Annotated in this window: 17 protein-coding genes; 11 read left to right on the top strand and 6 right to left on the bottom strand. The window is 45.4% G+C overall.

Features of this window, described 5'->3' with window-relative positions; genetic code table 11:
* The first annotated feature begins 440 nt into the window (after positions 1-440).
* The 9 genes from MZ182_RS06775 to MZ182_RS06815 all read left to right on the top strand — a co-directional run bounded on the left by MZ182_RS06775 (position 441) and on the right by MZ182_RS06815 (position 9,821).
* Positions 441-788: a hypothetical protein gene (locus tag MZ182_RS06775; protein WP_011789960.1), complete on the top strand. Its 348-nt coding sequence runs from the start codon at positions 441-443 to the stop codon at positions 786-788.
* 185 nt (positions 789-973) lie between these two features.
* Positions 974-1,672 carry a TetR/AcrR family transcriptional regulator gene (locus tag MZ182_RS06780; RefSeq protein ID WP_011789959.1) on the top strand — a complete coding sequence of 233 codons (699 nt, stop codon included), beginning with the start codon at positions 974-976 and terminating at the stop codon, positions 1,670-1,672.
* On the top strand, positions 1,672-2,670 hold the full coding sequence (locus MZ182_RS06785; protein WP_248069265.1) for an HlyD family secretion protein: 999 nt from the start codon (positions 1,672-1,674) through the stop codon (positions 2,668-2,670). The genes MZ182_RS06780 and MZ182_RS06785 overlap by 1 nt, the downstream gene beginning before the upstream one ends.
* Entirely contained in the window at positions 2,667-3,620 is a 954-nt protein-coding gene (locus tag MZ182_RS06790; protein ID WP_248069266.1) for an ATP-binding cassette domain-containing protein, read from the top strand. The genes MZ182_RS06785 and MZ182_RS06790 overlap by 4 nt, the downstream gene beginning before the upstream one ends.
* Positions 3,610-4,731, top strand: a complete 1,122-nt coding sequence (locus tag MZ182_RS06795; RefSeq protein WP_011789956.1) for an ABC transporter permease — start codon at positions 3,610-3,612, stop codon at positions 4,729-4,731. Before MZ182_RS06790 ends, MZ182_RS06795 begins: the two co-directional genes overlap by 11 nt.
* A gap of 264 nt (positions 4,732-4,995) precedes the next feature.
* A complete protein-coding gene (locus tag MZ182_RS06800) occupies positions 4,996-6,282 on the top strand; it encodes an acetyl-CoA hydrolase/transferase family protein (protein WP_011919025.1) in 1,287 nt (428 codons plus the stop codon).
* Between the two features lie 184 nt (positions 6,283-6,466).
* The gene (locus MZ182_RS06805) at positions 6,467-6,940 is read left to right on the top strand and encodes an NTF2 fold immunity protein (protein ID WP_011789954.1); all 474 of its coding nucleotides are present in this window, start codon (positions 6,467-6,469) and stop codon (positions 6,938-6,940) included.
* Positions 6,941-7,063: 123 nt separating this feature from the next.
* Positions 7,064-7,594 carry a DUF4303 domain-containing protein gene (locus MZ182_RS06810; RefSeq protein ID WP_011789953.1) on the top strand — a complete coding sequence of 177 codons (531 nt, stop codon included), beginning with the start codon at positions 7,064-7,066 and terminating at the stop codon, positions 7,592-7,594.
* Between the two features lie 322 nt (positions 7,595-7,916).
* A complete protein-coding gene (locus tag MZ182_RS06815; RefSeq protein WP_248069268.1) occupies positions 7,917-9,821 on the top strand; it encodes a methyl-accepting chemotaxis protein in 1,905 nt (634 codons plus the stop codon).
* 100 nt (positions 9,822-9,921) lie between these two features.
* On the opposite strand, the gene MZ182_RS06820 is transcribed toward MZ182_RS06815, so the two are convergent.
* The 3 genes from MZ182_RS06820 to MZ182_RS06830 all read right to left on the bottom strand — a co-directional run bounded on the left by MZ182_RS06820 (position 9,922) and on the right by MZ182_RS06830 (position 11,657).
* Entirely contained in the window at positions 9,922-10,410 is a 489-nt protein-coding gene (locus MZ182_RS06820) for a hypothetical protein (RefSeq protein ID WP_248069270.1), read from the bottom strand.
* Positions 10,411-10,482: 72 nt separating this feature from the next.
* On the bottom strand, positions 10,483-11,037 hold the full coding sequence (locus MZ182_RS06825; RefSeq protein WP_248069273.1) for a DUF1415 domain-containing protein: 555 nt from the start codon (positions 11,035-11,037) through the stop codon (positions 10,483-10,485).
* A 26-nt stretch (positions 11,038-11,063) separates the two neighbouring features.
* Positions 11,064-11,657, bottom strand: coding sequence for a LysE family translocator (locus tag MZ182_RS06830; RefSeq protein ID WP_115015518.1), 594 nt, complete (start codon positions 11,655-11,657; stop codon positions 11,064-11,066).
* A 715-nt stretch (positions 11,658-12,372) separates the two neighbouring features.
* On the opposite strand from MZ182_RS06830, the gene MZ182_RS06835 reads away from it, so the two are divergent.
* On the top strand, positions 12,373-12,768 hold the full coding sequence (locus MZ182_RS06835; protein ID WP_248069274.1) for a VOC family protein: 396 nt from the start codon (positions 12,373-12,375) through the stop codon (positions 12,766-12,768).
* 110 nt (positions 12,769-12,878) lie between these two features.
* Here MZ182_RS06835 and MZ182_RS06840 read toward each other — a convergent pair whose 3' ends face one another.
* From MZ182_RS06840 to MZ182_RS06850, 3 genes are all read right to left on the bottom strand, one after another.
* Complete coding sequence (locus tag MZ182_RS06840; protein ID WP_248069276.1) at positions 12,879-13,451, bottom strand: hypothetical protein; 573 nt, start codon at positions 13,449-13,451, stop codon at positions 12,879-12,881.
* A 314-nt stretch (positions 13,452-13,765) separates the two neighbouring features.
* Positions 13,766-14,590, bottom strand: coding sequence for a DUF2797 domain-containing protein (locus tag MZ182_RS06845; protein ID WP_248069278.1), 825 nt, complete (start codon positions 14,588-14,590; stop codon positions 13,766-13,768).
* Between the two features lie 258 nt (positions 14,591-14,848).
* Complete coding sequence (locus tag MZ182_RS06850; protein WP_011789945.1) at positions 14,849-15,349, bottom strand: glycine cleavage system protein R; 501 nt, start codon at positions 15,347-15,349, stop codon at positions 14,849-14,851.
* 198 nt (positions 15,350-15,547) lie between these two features.
* Here MZ182_RS06850 and MZ182_RS06855 point away from each other — a divergent pair, with 198 nt between their 5' ends.
* The gene (locus MZ182_RS06855) at positions 15,548-17,806 is read left to right on the top strand and encodes an ABC transporter permease subunit (RefSeq protein WP_248069287.1); all 2,259 of its coding nucleotides are present in this window, start codon (positions 15,548-15,550) and stop codon (positions 17,804-17,806) included.
* Positions 17,807-17,831 lie beyond the last annotated feature (25 nt).

Raw genomic sequence — 17,831 nt, forward strand, 5'->3', positions numbered from 1 at the left:
TAGATAAAATTGTTATAAAAAGGCTGTGTAACCAGTAAGATTGACGACGTCAAAACCTTGACATTATGCCGATAATAAAAGGTGTTTAAAAGGATTGTACCTTGATAATTCTGCAAAGTTTATAACGGCTACATGACGGTATCATCGCACGTCTTGTTGCTAAAGTGTTTGTTGTTTGTATTTTCAGCATGTGGCACGTTAAGTGACAAAGCCATCATCGTAAAAGAGTGAAATAATTCATCCCTTGGGCATGTGCGCGAAAGATTGGTTTAGGATAAAGATATTGGCTTTGGATCCTTCTCGTGCATTTAAAGACTAAACCGATTAGGCTCTTAGGAATAACCAAAGTGGCTAAGACGAGTGTTCATTCGCACTGTTAAGCAAGGCCATGTTTATGGATACGACAATGGAGAATTCGCTTGGCTATAGAACACAATGAGATGGTGAGCACGTTAAATAGATTGCACTGCCGCACAAATTTCACCATTAAAAATATTACCGAATATATGCTGCCTGAGACGAAAGAGGCTTTCTATCTACATTTAGATGGCAAATCGCCGAATCTGATTATTCGCCCCGCATTTGAGGTGTTTTCGGGGGAACTCGCTACTCTTGCTGGGGTGCATGCCAAATACGATTACTTTCATAATGGGGAGATGACGCGTTTCCCTAAGCGTTTGCATAAGAGCCTGACTGAAACCCATTATGGTCTTGCCTTTAGTTTTGACTCGGTTGAAGCCGTACAGCAATTCATTACCCGTTTGAGTGCGATAGTGAAAGGTGCATAAGCTTTTACTGTATAAATCTTTAATAGAAGGCCGCTTAATTTTTCGATTGAACGGTATCTAAATTTTAACCATGCAGTCCTAGGGTTAAATTCCTCAATATCAATGAAAATGAGGAATTTAACTGCTGCCTTTTCACGCGGCTTTTCAGTATATTCATCAGTAGATGAATTTTGTTGGAGCTTGCCATGTCGCTCGTCCCCGGTCGTCCAAAGGGGCTTGTCCCTTTTACCGTCCAACCCACATCACAGCCGTTTATTCCCAGTCGACCAAAGGGGAGTTCTGACGCTCGCCAACGCTTAATTATTGCTGCCTTAAGTCTTTTTAGTCACCGCAGTTATCCAACGGTATCGACCCGTGAAATTGCTCGCGAAGCTGGCGTCGATGCTGCGCTTATCCGTTATTATTTTGGCTCAAAAGCAGGATTGTTCGAACAAATGGTGCGTGAAACCCTTGAGCCAGTATTAGCGCGTTTACGCGAAATATCTGCAGCTCAAGCGCCTAATAATATGAGTGAACTTATGCAAACCTATTATCGTGTTATGGCGCCAAATCCTGGACTACCAAGGTTAATTATGCGGGTATTGCAGGAGGGGGATGGTACAGAGCCCTACCATATTATGTTGTCTGTGTTTGATCATATTTTATCCCTTTCTCGGCAATGGCTCGAATCCACATTAGTCAATGCGGGATACTTAAAAGAGGGGATTGATCCTGATTTAGTCCGTTTAAGTTTTGTGAGTCTGATGGTGTTTCCACTTATTGCACCACCTGTGTTGATGCGACAGTTTGGTTTTAGTGTCGATGCCGATGATTTACAGCGCTTAGCATCGCATAATATGCAGGTTTTTACTCAGGGTGTGCTGCGCGAACCGAGGAATGTGTGATGAGTGCCAATCTTAGCTTTATTATGCGTGTGGGCATGAGTTGTGCACTTTTGCTTTTGGTGGCTTGTACTGAAGAATCACCAAGGGTGCTGGGCACTGTTGAACGGGACAGGCTAACGCTCACCGCTCCCGTCGGGGAACTGATTACTCAAATAAATGTGGTTGAAGGTCAAAGGGTTAAAGCGGGTGAAGTGTTAATTCAGCTCGATGCAACCTCAGCTAATGCGCGCTTAGCCCTGCGCCAAGCTGAGCTTGATCAGGCAAAAGCTAAGCTTTCCGAGGCTGTCACTGGTGCGCGTTTAGAGGATATTGATAGGGCTAAGGCCGTACTCGATGGCGCGAATGCCACTGTGAAAGAGGCTCAGCGAGCTTTTGAGCGAACAAATCGTTTATTTACCACAAAAGTGCTTAGCCAAGCGGACTTAGATACGGCCCGAGCGGCGCGGGATATCAGTTTAGCGAAACAGGCTGAGGCGCAGCAGAGTTTACGTTTGTTAGAAAATGGCACTCGCAGTGAGCAACTCGCGCAGGCCAAAGCAGCGGTTGCTGCGGCCAGTGCCAGTGTCGCAGTTGAGCAAAAAGCTTTAGCAGATTTGAGCTTAGTGGCAGCGCGTGATGCCGTTGTCGATACTTTGCCTTGGCGCGAGGGCGATCGTATCGCCGCAGGCACTCAGTTGATTGGTTTACTGGCGAGCGATAATCCCTATGTGCGGGTATATTTGCCTGCGACTTGGTTAGACAGAGTGAAGGCGGGCGATAGCGTGAATATCCTGGTGGACGGTCGTGAGGCACCGATTGCGGGTACAGTGCGCAATATTCGCAGTCAACCCGCTTACACACCGTTTTATGCGCTCAATGAACGCGATCGTGCACGGCTGATGTATCTAACGGATATCACAATTTCCAGCGCGGGTCAGGATCTACCTACTGGCATGGCATTAGAAGTTGAACTCGATGTGTTGCAACTCGATGTGCTGCAAAGAGTGCAGCAGCCATGAGCCAAACCGATTTTGCTATTCAGACCCAAGGCATGACCCGCGCCTTTGGTGGTATTAATGCGGTAGAAAACCTTGATTTAGCCATTCCCAAGGGGACAATTTACGGATTTCTCGGCCCCAATGGCTGTGGAAAATCCACCTCGATCCGTATGTTGACTGGGCTACTGAGCCCAACGTCCGGGAATATTCGTGTCTTGGGTGAAACCTTACCCGGCGCCGAGGAAAAATTACGTCGCCGCATTGGCTATATGACGCAGAAATTCTCCCTATACGATAATCTTTCAGTGCGGGAAAACCTTGAGTTTGTCGCGCAAATTTATGGGCTTACCCGCCGTCAGTCCCAGCAGCGCTTAGCGGAGTTATTGACGCTTTACGATTTAGTCGGCCGCGAGAAACAAATGGCGGGCTCCATGAGTGGCGGTCAGAGGCAGAGATTAGCCCTCGCGGCCGCGACTTTACATCACCCAGAATTGTTGTTTCTCGATGAACCCACCTCGGCTGTTGATCCTGAAAATCGCCGCGAGTTTTGGGAGCGGTTGTTCGATCTCTGCGCCCAAGGCACCACGATACTGGTGTCGACTCACTATATGGATGAGGCCGAGCGTTGCCACGGTTTAGCGATTTTGGAGCGGGGGATAAAGCGCGCCGATGGTTCACCGCAGCAATTGATGGCGGCCATGGGCGCACGGGTACTCGAAGTTTCGGGTGATGATTTACGCACATTAAAACAATCGCTGATGAGTGAGTCTGCCGTGTTGTCGGCGGCGCAAATTGGTAGTCGTTTACGGGTATTAGTGCGAAGCGATATAGCCGATCCGTTAGCTTGGCTTAAACCAAAAATCGCAAATAGAGCGATGGAAGAAGTGCGTGCCAGCCTAGAGGATGTGTTTGTGACTTGCACGGGCGAGCGCTTGGCCGCTCACGCCAAGGAGGCTAGCCATGTGGCGTAGAATTTTTGCAATTGTGGTTAAAGAGCTGCGGCAATTGTCTCGGGATCGCATGACCTTTGGCATGATAGTGATGATTCCTTTAGTGCAACTGATGCTGTTTGGTTATGCCATCAATACCGATGCGCGCCACTTGCCCGCGGGTCTGGTGAATTTAAGCGATTCGGCCTATAGTCGCACACTGATACAGGCGGTTGAAGCAACGCAAGTGGTGGATTTTAAACAGCGTTATCTAAGCGCGGCCGAGGCCGAGGCGGCGATCACTCGCGGTGAAGTTAAAGCTGTACTTTATTTACCCGCCGATCTCGATGAGCGTTTAGTGCGTCATCCTAGCTTTGCTGACCAGCAATATTTAGCGCAACCCGTCGGTCAATGGCTGGTGGATGGCTCGGATACCGTAGTCGCCTCAACCATTCGCAGCTTAAGGCAAATGCCGCTGGATGAAATTGCAGGTCGGGCGCTAAAAACTGCTACGCCGAGTTTTGAAGTAGTGCAATATTTCAACCCTGAACAGCGCTCTGTGGTCAACATAGTGCCCGGCCTGTTGGGGGTGATTTTGACTATGACCATGGTGATGTTTACTTCCGCCGCCATAGTGCGCGAGCGCGAGCAGGGCAATATGGAATTTTTGATCACCACACCGGTTAGGCCACTGGAGTTGATGCTCGGTAAAATTGTGCCCTATGTGTTGGTGGGTTTTGTGCAAGTGACGATTATTTTGAGTGCTGGGCATCTGCTATTTGACGTACCTATTCGCGGTGGGCTCGATTCCATTGCCCTTGCCGCCATGTTGTTTATTTGTGCCAGTTTAACCTTAGGTTTAGTGATCTCGACGATGGCGAAAACCCAACTGCAGTCGATGCAGATGACGGTATTCGTGTTGTTACCTTCTATTCTGCTATCTGGCTTTATGTTTCCCTTTGATGCTATGCCCATCGCCGCGCAGTGGATTGCCGAAGCCTTACCCGCAACGCACTTTATGCGTATGTCTCGGGCGATAGTGCTGCGGGATGCCCAAGTGATGGATCTGCAATTTGATGCCCTGTGGATGATAGGTTTTACCTGTATTGGGTTGCTTATTGCGAGTTTGCGATTCTCGAAACGCTTGGATTAGATCGTGCAATTGTTAGAGTTATGATATAGCGCAAATTATCGATAAACAGTCCTGTTAAGCCCTTGAAATAGATGTTACTTAATTAAGATTTACCTTACACTGCGACGCAATATGTGTTCCTCATTTATTTACCACCACCGCAGTTAGTCTTCTCAATAAACAGACTGTTCGCGTTTTAACTGGATTTATGCGCGTCTAGGTTTGATATCGGGTGGGTGAGCTAGGATTGGGAACCGCCATTATGCTTAGCGAAGGAAATTCATTATGCCTCCCATTATTTGTCATAGCGCGCTCGATGCGGTTTCATTAATTCAAAGCGGTGAATACCTGTGGACCCATTCCATGGGGGCAACGCCAAGAATTTTATTAGATGCGTTGGCGCAGCACGCACTGACTAAAGATAATCTCACGCTATTACAATTGCATACCGAAGGCGCAGAATCCTTAAGCCACCCTAGTTTAAAAGGACATTTACGCCATCGTTGTTTTTTCGGCGGTGTGCCCACTCGGGCATTATTACAAAGTGGCGATGCGGATTATGTGCCGATTTTCCTCTCGGAAGTGCCCAAACTCTTTCGTAGCGGCGAGCAAAAAATCGATACCGCGATTATCCAAGTGTCGCCGCCCGATAAACATGGTATGTGCTCCTTAGGGATTTCAGTCGAAGCCACGCTTGCGGCTTGCCAAGTGGCGGGTAAAATTATCGCCCATATTAATCCACAAATGCCGCGCACCCACGGCGATGGCTTTATCCATATCGACCGTTTTGCTGCTGTGTATGAACAGAGTGCGGCCCTGCCGATTCATTCTTTCTCGACTGGTGATGCCGTGAGTTTGGCCATCGGGAAACACGTCGCGCAATTGGTGCCAGATGGTGCCTGTTTGCAGATGGGCATAGGCGCTATTCCCGATGCGGTGTTGTCTTGTTTGACAGGGCACAAGGACTTAGGCGTTCACACTGAGCTATTTTCTGATGGCATTTTGCAACTGGTTGAAAAAGGCGTGATTAACAATAGTAAAAAGTGCTTTTATCCCGGAAAATTGGTCACAGGTTTTGCCCTTGGTAGCCAAAAACTATATGATTATGTTGATGATAATCCAGCGGTGATTTTTATGGATATTCAGCAAGTGAATGACACCGCAATTATCCGTAAAAACCCCAATGTGATGGCGATTAACTCGGCGTTGCAGGTCGATCTTTCAGGGCAAGTGTGCGCTGACTCCATTGGCACTAAAATTTATTCGGGCGTGGGCGGGCAGATGGATTTTATCCGTGGTGCGGGGTTATCCGAAGGTGGACGCTCCGTTATTGCCCTGCCAAGCACTGCCGCAGGTGGGACGCTTTCTCGCATTGCCAGCGTGTTATCACCCGGCGCAGGGGTTGTTACCACTCGAGCCCATGTGCATTACATAGTGACCGAATACGGCGTGGCGAATTTGCGCGGCCGCAGCCTACGCGAACGGGCACAAGCGCTGATCGCCATCGCTCACCCAGATTTTAGGGAACAACTAAGTCGTGATGCCTTTGATGTGTGGGGATTAAATCTATAGCATTGTAAATTATGGTGTTATGGCTTGCTATCGAGTTTGCAGTGGAGCAAGCTCGCTGAGCGTAAAGGGTTGGTTTTAATACGTCGTTTAATAGCGGTAAAGAGTCATTTATCTGTCCCGATATGGTATAAACTCTTGGCGGGTTTGACCGACAGATTTATAAAGAAAGGAGTCAATAATTTAAATGGATGAGATTGAATTAAAAGCATATTTAACAGAGAGGGTGTTATCTTTTTGTACGCGCTGGAACAGTATCGAAAATACCCTCTATACCGAAAGAACTGCCGAAGAAGATAAGCTACGGCAGGAATTGCCAGTGGCTGAATTCCATTATGCGAAGCAAACCGATTGGTTTACTTTACTGAGTGAGCAAATAGCGCCATTATTTGACGATTTTTGCACCGATAAGCCCCGTATTTACGGCGGAAAAGTGCGTAATTCCTTCGGGTTTCCTTCAAAATTTAATGGTTGCGATCATCCTCTTGAAGTGCAAATTACTTTAAAAAATAAAAGCAGAGCCGAAATCTATATTAAAACCAACACTAAGTTCGAAGATGAGTATTTGTTTATTGCTCTCAAAAAAGCCGATGAATGGCGTATCGATAGCTATAAAAATCGTCGCTATGGCAATGAGAAATGGAGCGTACAAATCCTTTAATTCAGCTTGTTCTCAATGCTTGACGTCAGTAAAAAATGACTAAAAGCATTGAGTTTAGTAACGTCGGTTTAATTTAAGTGACGCACTGAGACACAAAAAATATTGTGTAAATGGAACATCTTTATGCCATTAGATAATGCTCTTATTGCTCGAATCAAAGCCGAGATATTGCGGTTTACAACGGTTGAGGTTGAGCAATTTTTATTAGCTCATCCAGATAAAACCTTTTATGCCTTTGCTTTTGACACCCATGCGGAATATGCAGAATTAAATCTTTGTTTTAATACCGAGGCAGATTTTCAGCAGCGATTGACCTATTACCAGTCTGGGGAATGGGCTGAGTCATACCAAAGCCCTGAGGCAATCCAAGAACTTAAATTCAATACAGGTGACTGGGAGTATCAATGTTTTAGTACATGTTATGTGCTTTCAGAGGATGAGTTGCAGACGATTCAACAGAGCTTACCCGAGGATGACTTTAGTGAGTGGGAGGAGATAGTGCGGCAAATACGCGCAGTGTTTAACGAATGCCTAGTGCAGTTTACCCAAACAGAAGTCTATCAAGCGATTCCTAAAACCGATGGTTTTATGGCCTTTAGTATCGACCATGATGAAGATGTATCGGATATTGTGATGTCACCAGTCTTGTCGTAGTGCTCAACTTTATTGTTTTAATTTGGTTGTGTGTCTATTGTAAATCGAATGCAGTTACTCACGTGACTGGCATCATCCCCTCCTTAACGACCGTCAATCCGTGGCGGTTCTACTATGATGTGTCATCACCCTTTCATTTTTGCCGTCATTCCCGCAACGCTTTCTCTTGCTTCTGACTTCCACAATACATCTTTAATTTAAATGTTATACATATAATGTATTTTATAGATTGGTTAACTGGGTCAATAAACGGCCATGAAAAACTCATTACAATTGCATTGGATTTGTATATTCATTTTTAAATTTGATATGGGGTATTTAAATGGAAGGTTTGCGCCGCCTGCTAGGAAACATGACGGTAACCAATAAGTTAAGGCTTGGTTTTGGGATCTTGTTATTGCTGATATTTATTGTGGCAGCGGCTGGATACAGGGGACTTACCTCAATCGATATCAGCAGTAGTCGGTTGGAGTTTATTGCCAATGTCGATAAAACATTGCTTGCGGCCAAGGCTGCACGATTAGAATTTATCGCAAATGGCGATTTAACCAAATTGGATGAACTCCAGAGCTTAATTGAAAATACAAAAAGCGGTTTACAGCAACAATTGTCAGCGTCTAGCGATGCCCACGATCGGCAGTATCTTCAAGAATCGCTAGTGGCGATGGATCGGTATCATCAATCGATAAATCAGTTTAGTGATGTGTTTAAGCATAAACAGGAATTGAAAGTCACGGGGGCTCAAGTGGGGGCCAAGTTGGTTGCCACCTATGCGGAGCTGGTCGATAGAATGACCAACAGGGCCCAAGCGACACAAAATACTGAATTATTAAAAGATGCCTTAAGTGTTAGCCAGCAAATGACCATGTTACGTTATCACATCCGAGGCTATGTCTATGATGCTAGTGATCTTAATTTAAAAACGGCAAAAGATGCCATTGCTAGATTGTCACAGACTATCGCCACACTTAAGGGGGAGGATACCGCACAAGCCATCCAGATATTGGACCGTTACGACCATGATATTGATGCTATGGTCAATGTTAACCGTGATATGGATAACCTAGCCCAGTCAATGGGCGGCGCAGCACAAACATTGATGGTGAATATTCGTGAATTAGTTGACATCCAAAAGCATCGACGGGCAGACGCTGATGCCCAAGCAAAGGCCGTGGTACTTGGCGCGTTAATTGTCGCCTTGGTTGTCGGCCCCTTACTTGCGTGGTTAATCAGTGGACAAATTGTCGGGCCACTTAAACAAACTCTCCTTACGGCGAGAAAAATTGCCGCAGGTGATTTAAGCAGCACTATCCACTCCGAGCGTCAGGATGAGATGGGGGAACTATTGCGTGCCATGGGTGAAATGAATAGCACCCTTAAGCAAGTGCTGACACAAATAGGCGATAGCGTGGTGCAGTTGGCTTCATCGGCTGAGGTGCTTTCTGCGGTCACTGAACAAAATAGTGCGGGTATGCAAAATCAGCGTAGTGAAACTGACCAAGTTGCCACCGCGATTAATGAAATGGCGGCGACAGTGCAAGAGGTATCTACCAGTGCTGAAAATGTCGCGCTAGCGGCTAAAGAGGCGGATCACACCACTGCGATAGGTAATAAAAAAGTTATCGAAGCGGTCAGTCAAATCGAACTGTTAGCCAAGGAAATAGCGACCACGGCACATGCGATGGAGCGCTTACAATCGGAAAGTGACAGTATCGGTTCCGTCCTTGATGTGATCAAATCGATTGCACAACAGACCAATTTACTCGCGCTAAATGCGGCCATTGAAGCAGCAAGAGCAGGTGAGGCGGGACGGGGATTTGCAGTGGTGGCCGATGAGGTGCGAAGCCTTGCGAGTCGAACACAATCCTCTACCGAAGAAATTGAAAATATGATTGTTAATTTGCAAAAGGGGACACTGGAGTCGGTACAAATGATGACCAAAAGCCGGACATTGAGTGATGGCGCCGTGTCATTATCCCGCGAAGCGGGTGAAATGTTAGTGGATATTGCCGATGCGGTTAGCCGTATCCAAGATATGACACATCAAATCGCGGCTGCCTCGGAAGAACAAAGCGCCGTGGCAGAAGAGATTAATAAAAGTATTGTGAGAGTGAGGGATATTGCCGAGCAAACCGCTGATGGCGCGGCAGAAACAGCGCACTCCGCTGATGATCTTGCTAGCCTTGGTGTTACGTTAAAAGGGTTACTAAGACGTTTTCAGTTATAGGTTTTGATCTTATTCGTGAGCATTACTGACCATGATAAAGAGGTCATAGATATGCTTAATGTTATGATTTATATCATTTAAATTTCTACGGCCTATGATGTTAGTAGGCCTTGATTTCCAATTGCTCGATTATCTGGTTGCCTTGTTCAAGCCCTACATGGTTAACAATCATCGTTTTAATTAGCTCAACATAAGTTGGCTGGATATTGAAGTTATCATCGAAAATGGCTTCATCCGCTTCAGTGATAAGGGCCGCAATCTCATTAAAGCAGCGAGACATTTGGGCTAAATCGGTAAAAAGAAGACTGGGCTCCCAATGGCCTGCACCATGACGAGCGAAAAGAATATGCCCGTCCTTTAAATGATAAATTAAGGGGTCGCCATGGGAGCTTGCCAACACTAACCAATTGTTATCCCAAGCAGGTTCCCGCGCTCGGGTGATACCGTGCCAGCGATAACCCATTTGAAAATCGATTAGGTCTTCACATCTTGGAAATTCAAATAGGGCAAAACCGATATCGAGTTGGCGTGAGTCAGGAATCGCCGTGCTTAAAAACGGTTTTAATGCTGGTGGGATTATTAAGTCCATCGCGGTTACATTCCTTTGTGATTGAAGCGTACAACTGATTTTTACGCAGTAAATGTGTTGCCCAAAGTACTATTAAGCTGATTTCCCCATGCACTCTGCTAGCAATTTGACGAAAAAATCGCTGCCTTTGCGTTCGCAAAAGGCGATGTTGCGCTCGGGGATAGTTTCGGGGTCATTGTAGTTAGCAAGAGCTAACTCCATACTAGCTTCGCGAATAATATGCAGGGTTGGATAAGGCGCGCGGTTGGTAAAATTCGCCGCCGAATCCTGTGGTTCGTCCTCGAAACAATAGTCGGGATGAAAGTGTGCAAGTTGATAAACGCCTTCGTAGTCGTTATCGAATAACTCGTCATTTGCTATATCGACGAGGTCAAGATAAGCATAAAAACCCTCAAAACCTCGGGGCAGAATAAACAGCGTAGTTTCGACTTCGGGGTGCGCATCAAGATATTGGCATTCTTCGATGAGCACCTTGAGCACGAGTTTGACTTTAGTTTGTTCCACCACAAGATAGCGAATACTGCCGCGCTCGACTTCGTGTCTGGCGAAGGGGCAAATATTGTATTTCATGATCACTTTTTTCACCCAGTTGTCGGTTTGTTGAATGATCATGTCAATTTCGTTCATGGCGGTGGTTTGCTCGTACTTAAAAATTAGGGGGCGATCATAGGGATGATAGACGCCACAAGCAAGACTGCCATAGTGATATTAAATATCTTCTGCTGCCGCTCATTTTTCAAAATCCGCTTCAGGGCCACTCCAAAACCAAGCCAGACAATAGCACAGGGAAACGCGACACATAAAAACACCGTCGCAATCGTGATGATTTGCGGAGTTAATTCCTGCTGCACTGAGGTAAAGGTCGCAATTGCACCCACCGCCATAATCCAGCCTTTAGGGTTAACCCATTGAAAGGCTGCCGCTTGAATAAAACTAAAAGGTTTTGCAATGGCCTTACCTTCCATCTTGCTACTGCTATTAGCAATCAACCAAGACAGATATAAAAGGTATACGATGCCGATGACTTTAATGACTTGATGGATAATAGGATAGGCTTGGAATACCGCGCTTAAGCCTAGACCAATGGCTAAGATCATGGTCGGGAAACCGAGGCTTATGCCCATCAGATGTGGAATACTGCGTTTAACGCCGAAATTCACCCCTGAAGTCATCAGCATAATATTATTTGGCCCTGGGGTGATCCCCGATGAAAAGGCAAATAACGCGATAGCGAGTATTAACTCCATAGATAGATCTCATACCTGTAATTGTCGTTTTTGGCATTGTGATAGGGAGATTTTCCCTCAAATTTAAGCGCAGTTGCTATTTCACTCACAGACGCTCGGCGAGGCATTCTAGCGGGTAAATTTGGCCGCGCCTATATGTCGTATGGCGTCGATCTCAAAAAATACGATAAAGGTTCTGTACTATCGATGAAATGCTGTTATCTCTGCCCACAACCCAAACGGTGAAATAGGACGATCGACGTTTAAATAATAAGGTACTTCTAGCACACGATTTGTTGTTTTAGAGATTGCTAATTCAATTATTTGAAGAGATGATTATGCCTCGAGCAACATCGACGTATCGTTGATTTTTCAATATTGATAGTCAGTGTTGCAGCAGTGATATGTCTAACAAGGTTGTGAACTTAGCGTCTGATGGCGCGATTAGTACTTGGGCGTGTTGACGTTTCGAGATTAAATTTTGTTCGCTCTGGCAAGCTCGTGATCGCGAAACGAGGAGTGACGTGTAGTTATTCTACTCAAATGACGAGTGACAAAGAGCAAGAGCTTGCCAGACGAACCCTTCGGGCAGCGTTTGGCTGGCGTTTTTGCTGCGTTATCGCCCGTTTATGTAGAATAACTACACTGCACGGGCTTTGCCTTGCATAAAAGCCAGCCAACTCGCTGCAAAAATAACCCTGAAACGTCAACACGCCCTTAATAAAGGGAAATTATTATGCCACAAAGTATCTTTGTTAATCTGGCTGTTGAGAGCGTTCAGAAATCACGCTATTTCTACTCGGGACTTGGTTTTGCTATCAATGAGCAATACAGCAATGAACAGGCAGCCTGTGTTGTTATAGCGGACAATATTTTTGTGATGCTGCTGGCTAAGCCGTTTTTCTCAGGCTTTACGGATAAGGCGATTGTCGATGCCCATGCCATGACTGAAGTGCTCAACTGCCTTGACTGCGAAAGTCGGCAACGTGTCGACCAACTAGTTAAGCTCGCAGAGCAACATGGCGGTAAAGCCTATCGTGAAGCCAAGGATCAGAGTTTTATGTACGGCCATGCGTTTGAAGATCCCGATGGGCATATCTGGGAACTTGTCTACATGGAAGCGCAAGGTTAGTGCATCCACATACAAATTCATCTAAACCAAGCTTGTCCAATAATAGCGCGCGTTGTGTGACTTAAGCTGTACACAACGCAGCGCGCCTATGTTTAATTAACCAGCCTATCTTAAGCTGACTTATTCCCTCGATTGGAAATATGAGTCTCGAGAAATTCCTTCATAAAATCAAAATCATCCACATTCATTTCTCTAGGCGTGAACGACACTTGGGCGGAAATGTGGGAAAAGTTGATCGTGAAGGTAGGAATACCCCTTCTACTTTTTAGGTATTTTGTACTGGCAATCTCATCCAAAGGAACAAACAGTTGCTTCATCTCAAAAAGATGAAATTCGGCATCGTAAACATGAAAAATGAGGCCTTCTTGATAGATATCGATGTAATAGCCATCTGGCCCCGCTTCGGCTAATTTCCTTTGTTCATTTTTAGCGGCTTTGCCTAGTCTTATCGATTCAGAAATGATCAAGAAGACGAAGAAAAATGCCATCACAACGGCTAAAACGACAACAATAGTAAATCCTATATCCCATGGTTCTGTCGATAGCGATGTGGTCAGTTCCTTCCAAGGACCGCTTGCTATTATCAGCGGGATTATCAAGAGCAAAAATATTCCTGATTGCTTACTACGTAATTTTTGTTGGAATGCACAGCGACGGATAAAATTTTGAGGTCCTTGTTTCATCAAGAATATTCCATATAAAGATGTTCTTTACTTTGGGGAAGCCGAGCGCCATTTTCATCCATATGAACGCAGGGCGTGAGTGCTAATGAGTTATTGCAAGATGAGGGTAATCAATCATGCTAAACACTGGTACTGCACCAATGCTTTGGGTATGAGCCTGTTGAGGTTCTACTCTCAGCATGTCGTTCAGCATATCGACGTTCTACTTAAGCTATCTAGACGCTTTACTACTGTCATCTAACGGTTTAGCAATGAGTGTGCTGACAGCCATAACGGATTTCAACACACTCATTTGACATGGATTTTACCTTATATCAGTCAGTTAACGCCACACTCACTTCATAGGCACTAAATTTACGGATATTAATCACCCCCGTATCAAAGAGTAAATATTGGCCTTTAATTCCCTGCAAAATCCCGCTGACAACGGCTTCCTTATCAAAATTATGTGAGGTGATTTTTTTGGGGAAGGTATCAATCGGATAATGAATTGTTTGAATCTCTTCCTGCAAGCGATCGATGCGGTAGTTGCCTTTTTGCATACCGATTTCATGTAGCTTTGCTTCAATTTGCGGGATCAGTTCCGCAGCCTTAGCATTTAAATCGATATCGTCGGCATGGCCCTTTAACATGGCTTGCCAATGGGTTTTGTCATTAACCAATTTAGCGAGTTCGACTTCAACTAAACCTGAAAGCTGCCTTGTTGAGACTTTAAATATCGGTAAACCTTGGGTGGCACCTTGGTCTATCCAACGGGTGGGCAGTTGAGTATGGCGGGTAATGCCGACTTTAACGCCTGAAGTATTGGACAGATACACATAATGTGGCACGAAACAGTGGTTTTGCGCCCAATCGGGTTCGCGGCAAGTCCCTTGGTCGTAGTGACAGGTTTCTGGTTTCATAATGCACATATCACAGCTAGCCAGTTTTTGCATACACACAAAACAATGCCCCTGCGAATAACTCTTTTTGGTCTTTTTACCGCAATTACAACAATAAATATTGCCTGTATGCGTCAAGGTGAGTGATTTACCTATTAAAGGATTGAGTGGCAGTAATTCATCCCCAACAATGAGCTGGTATTGTACTTGCTGCGCATCATCTAGTTGTGCGCGCATCTTTTTTAGCGTTCCTAACATGGGTATTCCTATTTTTGTGTGCATCTTGGTGCTCATCAAGCGTTAAGTGCACACATTATCTTTAATGTCACTGCGTGGTTGGCAGTATACAAGATTATCCAAACCAGTTTAGATAGGATTTTTTATTAAGAGAGTCGATTGATAGTAAGTTGAGAGAGCCGGTTGGAGCAGTCTCTCCACGATAACGGAGACAAAATGCCGTAGTTACTCGGCGGCATTTTGTCTTTTAGCTATTTAGTCTTGAGATAAAGTGCAATGTTAACGGCTCAATCGGTCAAGCACGAGATCATCCCCTAGGGCATAGAGAGATTCAGCAAGTTGATCTTCTTGGGCTGTATCGGTTAATCCAAGGCTAATCGTTGCGCGAAATAAGGCGATACCCGTGTGACCAGCGGTTTCATATTGGCTGCTAAATTGTTCGATATTGATCCCAAGTGCATTAATTTTATTTGAAATATCAAGTACTAGCCCAGGTCTGTCGTAGGCGACAAGGCTGTAGCTTAAGCGTTTAATGGGCTTGAGGGATACCGATGTTTTAGCATAGGTGAGGGTGAGGCCATCAATGCATTCTAGGGCTTCGATTAATTCGTCCATGCGCATTGAGGGGAGTTCGAGTAACAAAATAGCGGCAAAGACACCGTCAATATGGCGGAGTTCTGAGTCGAGCCAGTTACCACCGTGACGGCTTACCGCATGGGCAATTTGTTCAACTAATCCTTTTCTATCAGGTGCTTGTAGTGTGATCAAATATCGTAGCATAGTGACTGACTCCTATTTTGTATAAAAGGCACCTGTTTTAAAACGGGGTGTAACACAACTGTCATCTTTGCGTCATATAATCCAACGCACTTAGAATGAAGGATGTTGTTATTGCTCAGTTTACGTTCAAACAGTGTAAGCATAGCACTCAGCAAATCCTAGCGAAAAACGCTAGCTATTAATAAATAGAGGTTCTTAATGGAAAGTCAGGTCACTCAACCTGGTTCTGCGTCTCACAATATGTTGAAAGGTGGACGTTCAAGTCGCAGGGCATTTAAGGATAAAGCGGCTCAAATTGGGGTCACTATTGGCGGCACTATGGTGTTTGTCGCCCTATTGTTGATCTTCTTTTATTTGCTGTATGTGATAAAACCCATTTTTGATAGTGCGGATGTGACGCCTATAAAAACGGTGAGTTATCAGCATGCCGATACTGCGACGCTTATGGTTGGCGTCGATGAACAAAATGAGGTCATGTACCGTGTCTCCGTTGATGGTCAAGTGGATTTTTACACTGTGGCTGACGGCAGTTTGCTCTCATCTTTTTCGCAGTCACTACCAGAGGGCGTGACAGTGACAAGTGCTGCGGTAGCTGCACCGAGTGAACAACGCTTCGCACTAGGATTAAGCAATGGTCAAGCTTTGATAGTGGGGATTGAGTTTGGTTTAACTTACCCAAATAACAAGCGCTTGATCACCCCTAAATTACGTTACCCTGCTGGCGAAGCCCCTGTCACTATTGACGAGTCAGGTGCGACAATTACCAAACTTACTTTTATTTATAGCTCAGATAAGATGAGCTTTGCCTATAAAGATCATCTTGGGATTTGGCGTTTAAGCCGCCTCGAAGGTCAAGAGAATCTGATGACTGAGCAGGTTGAATGGACGACCACGACGTCGATTATTCAAGATGCACCTAAAAAAGTGGCTCAGCAGTTGATGACGCCAGACCAGCGTCAGTTGATGTTGCAAATGGGCAACAAAGTCTTTGTATACGATATCCGTGATGCTGAAAATATTGAATTAATGCAAGTGATTGATGCTGAGAAGGATAAGTCAAAGGTGAATCAGATAGCGCTGTTAGCGGGCGCTAGCTCTATTTTGGTCAGCTATGACTCAGGTGTGGTTGCTCAGTACTTTCAAGTCAATGGTCCTAAAGGTCGCTTATATCAGGAAATCCGTGAGTTTAATGACTTACCTCCTATTGCCTCTATCGCCTCTGAATTTTACCGTAAGAGTTTTGCCGTAATCAGCCCAGAAGGGGAGTTGTCATTACTCTACACCACAAGCCATCGTGAACTCTTTGACGAAAAATTTGATCTTAAAAACCCCGGTATGATGGGTTTTAGCCCTCGCTCAAATAGCTTAGTGGTTGAAGCGGATAAGAAGCTACATATCTTCAGTGTGGAGAACTCCCACCCTGAAGTGTCATGGACCGCTATGTGGAACAAGGTTTGGTACGAAGGTTATCCTGAGCCTAAATTTGTATGGCAATCCACCTCTGGCTCCGATGACTTTGAGGCCAAGTTAAGTTTAATGCCATTAGCCTTTGGCACGATGAAAGCGGCACTTTATGCCATGTTGTTTGCGGTGCCATTATCCATTGCTGGCGCTATTTATACGGCTTACTTTATGTCACCTAAAGTGCGCGCTTTAGTTAAACCAACAATTGAAATTATGGAAGCTTTGCCAACGGTGATTTTAGGTTTCTTGGCGGGACTCTGGTTGGCGCCGCTGATAGAGGAACATTTACCCGGTATTTTAATTCTCTTGGTGTTATTGCCGACATCTATCCTGACCTCAGCCTATGCTTGGAGTCGATTACCTGTCCAATGGAAACAGCGTTTGCCCGAGGTATATCAAGAGCTTATGCTTATCCCCGTGATTTGTTTTATCGGTTGGTTCTCCTTTGCCATTAGTCCGATGATTGAAGTCGCCCTGTTCGATGGTAACACCCGTCAGTTTATCACTAATGAGCTGGGTATCACCTTCGATCAACGTAACGCGCTGGTGGTGGGTATCGCCATGGGCTTTGCGGTGATACCAACCATTTTCTCGATTGCTGAGGATGCCATTTTTTCTGTACCTCGCCATCTTTCAAACGGCAGTTTGGCGCTAGGTGCTACACCTTGGCAAACCTTAACGCGAGTCGTGCTATTAACCGCAAGTCCTGGGATTTTCTCCGCGGTAATGATGGGGCTAGGGCGCGCCGTGGGCGAAACCATGATTGTACTGATGGCAACAGGTAATACCGCGATTATGGAATGGAGCGTGTTTGAAGGTATGCGTACCTTGGCTGCGAACATTGCAGTAGAAATGCCAGAGTCGGCGATTGGTAGCTCCCATTATCGTGTGCTCTTCCTCGCGGCATTTGTGTTGTTCGTATTTACCTTCTTCTTTAACACCATTGCTGAAGTGGTGAGACAGCGTCTACGTGACCGCTATAGCTCGCTGTAACGGAGATAAGATAATGACTTTAAAT

Origin of the sequence: Shewanella sp. JNE2 (assembly GCF_023159115.1) — a bacterium.
Classification (GTDB): domain Bacteria; phylum Pseudomonadota; class Gammaproteobacteria; order Enterobacterales; family Shewanellaceae; genus Shewanella; species Shewanella putrefaciens.

Bases quoted from the DNA above. Each gene is read 5' to 3' on its own strand.
- MZ182_RS06775 (WP_011789960.1), top strand. From the start codon at position 441: ATGGTGAGCACGTTAAATAGATTGCACTGCCGCACAAATTTCACCATT.
- MZ182_RS06780 (WP_011789959.1), top strand. From the start codon at position 974: ATGTCGCTCGTCCCCGGTCGTCCAAAGGGGCTTGTCCCTTTTACCGTC.
- MZ182_RS06785 (WP_248069265.1), top strand. From the start codon at position 1,672: ATGAGTGCCAATCTTAGCTTTATTATGCGTGTGGGCATGAGTTGTGCA.
- MZ182_RS06790 (WP_248069266.1), top strand. From the start codon at position 2,667: ATGAGCCAAACCGATTTTGCTATTCAGACCCAAGGCATGACCCGCGCC.
- MZ182_RS06795 (WP_011789956.1), top strand. From the start codon at position 3,610: ATGTGGCGTAGAATTTTTGCAATTGTGGTTAAAGAGCTGCGGCAATTG.
- MZ182_RS06800 (WP_011919025.1), top strand. From the start codon at position 4,996: ATGCCTCCCATTATTTGTCATAGCGCGCTCGATGCGGTTTCATTAATT.
- MZ182_RS06805 (WP_011789954.1), top strand. From the start codon at position 6,467: ATGGATGAGATTGAATTAAAAGCATATTTAACAGAGAGGGTGTTATCT.
- MZ182_RS06810 (WP_011789953.1), top strand. From the start codon at position 7,064: ATGCCATTAGATAATGCTCTTATTGCTCGAATCAAAGCCGAGATATTG.
- MZ182_RS06815 (WP_248069268.1), top strand. From the start codon at position 7,917: ATGGAAGGTTTGCGCCGCCTGCTAGGAAACATGACGGTAACCAATAAG.
- MZ182_RS06820 (WP_248069270.1), bottom strand. From the start codon at position 10,410: ATGGACTTAATAATCCCACCAGCATTAAAACCGTTTTTAAGCACGGCG.
- MZ182_RS06825 (WP_248069273.1), bottom strand. From the start codon at position 11,037: ATGAACGAAATTGACATGATCATTCAACAAACCGACAACTGGGTGAAA.
- MZ182_RS06830 (WP_115015518.1), bottom strand. From the start codon at position 11,657: ATGGAGTTAATACTCGCTATCGCGTTATTTGCCTTTTCATCGGGGATC.
- MZ182_RS06835 (WP_248069274.1), top strand. From the start codon at position 12,373: ATGCCACAAAGTATCTTTGTTAATCTGGCTGTTGAGAGCGTTCAGAAA.
- MZ182_RS06840 (WP_248069276.1), bottom strand. From the start codon at position 13,451: ATGAAACAAGGACCTCAAAATTTTATCCGTCGCTGTGCATTCCAACAA.
- MZ182_RS06845 (WP_248069278.1), bottom strand. From the start codon at position 14,590: ATGTTAGGAACGCTAAAAAAGATGCGCGCACAACTAGATGATGCGCAG.
- MZ182_RS06850 (WP_011789945.1), bottom strand. From the start codon at position 15,349: ATGCTACGATATTTGATCACACTACAAGCACCTGATAGAAAAGGATTA.
- MZ182_RS06855 (WP_248069287.1), top strand. From the start codon at position 15,548: ATGGAAAGTCAGGTCACTCAACCTGGTTCTGCGTCTCACAATATGTTG.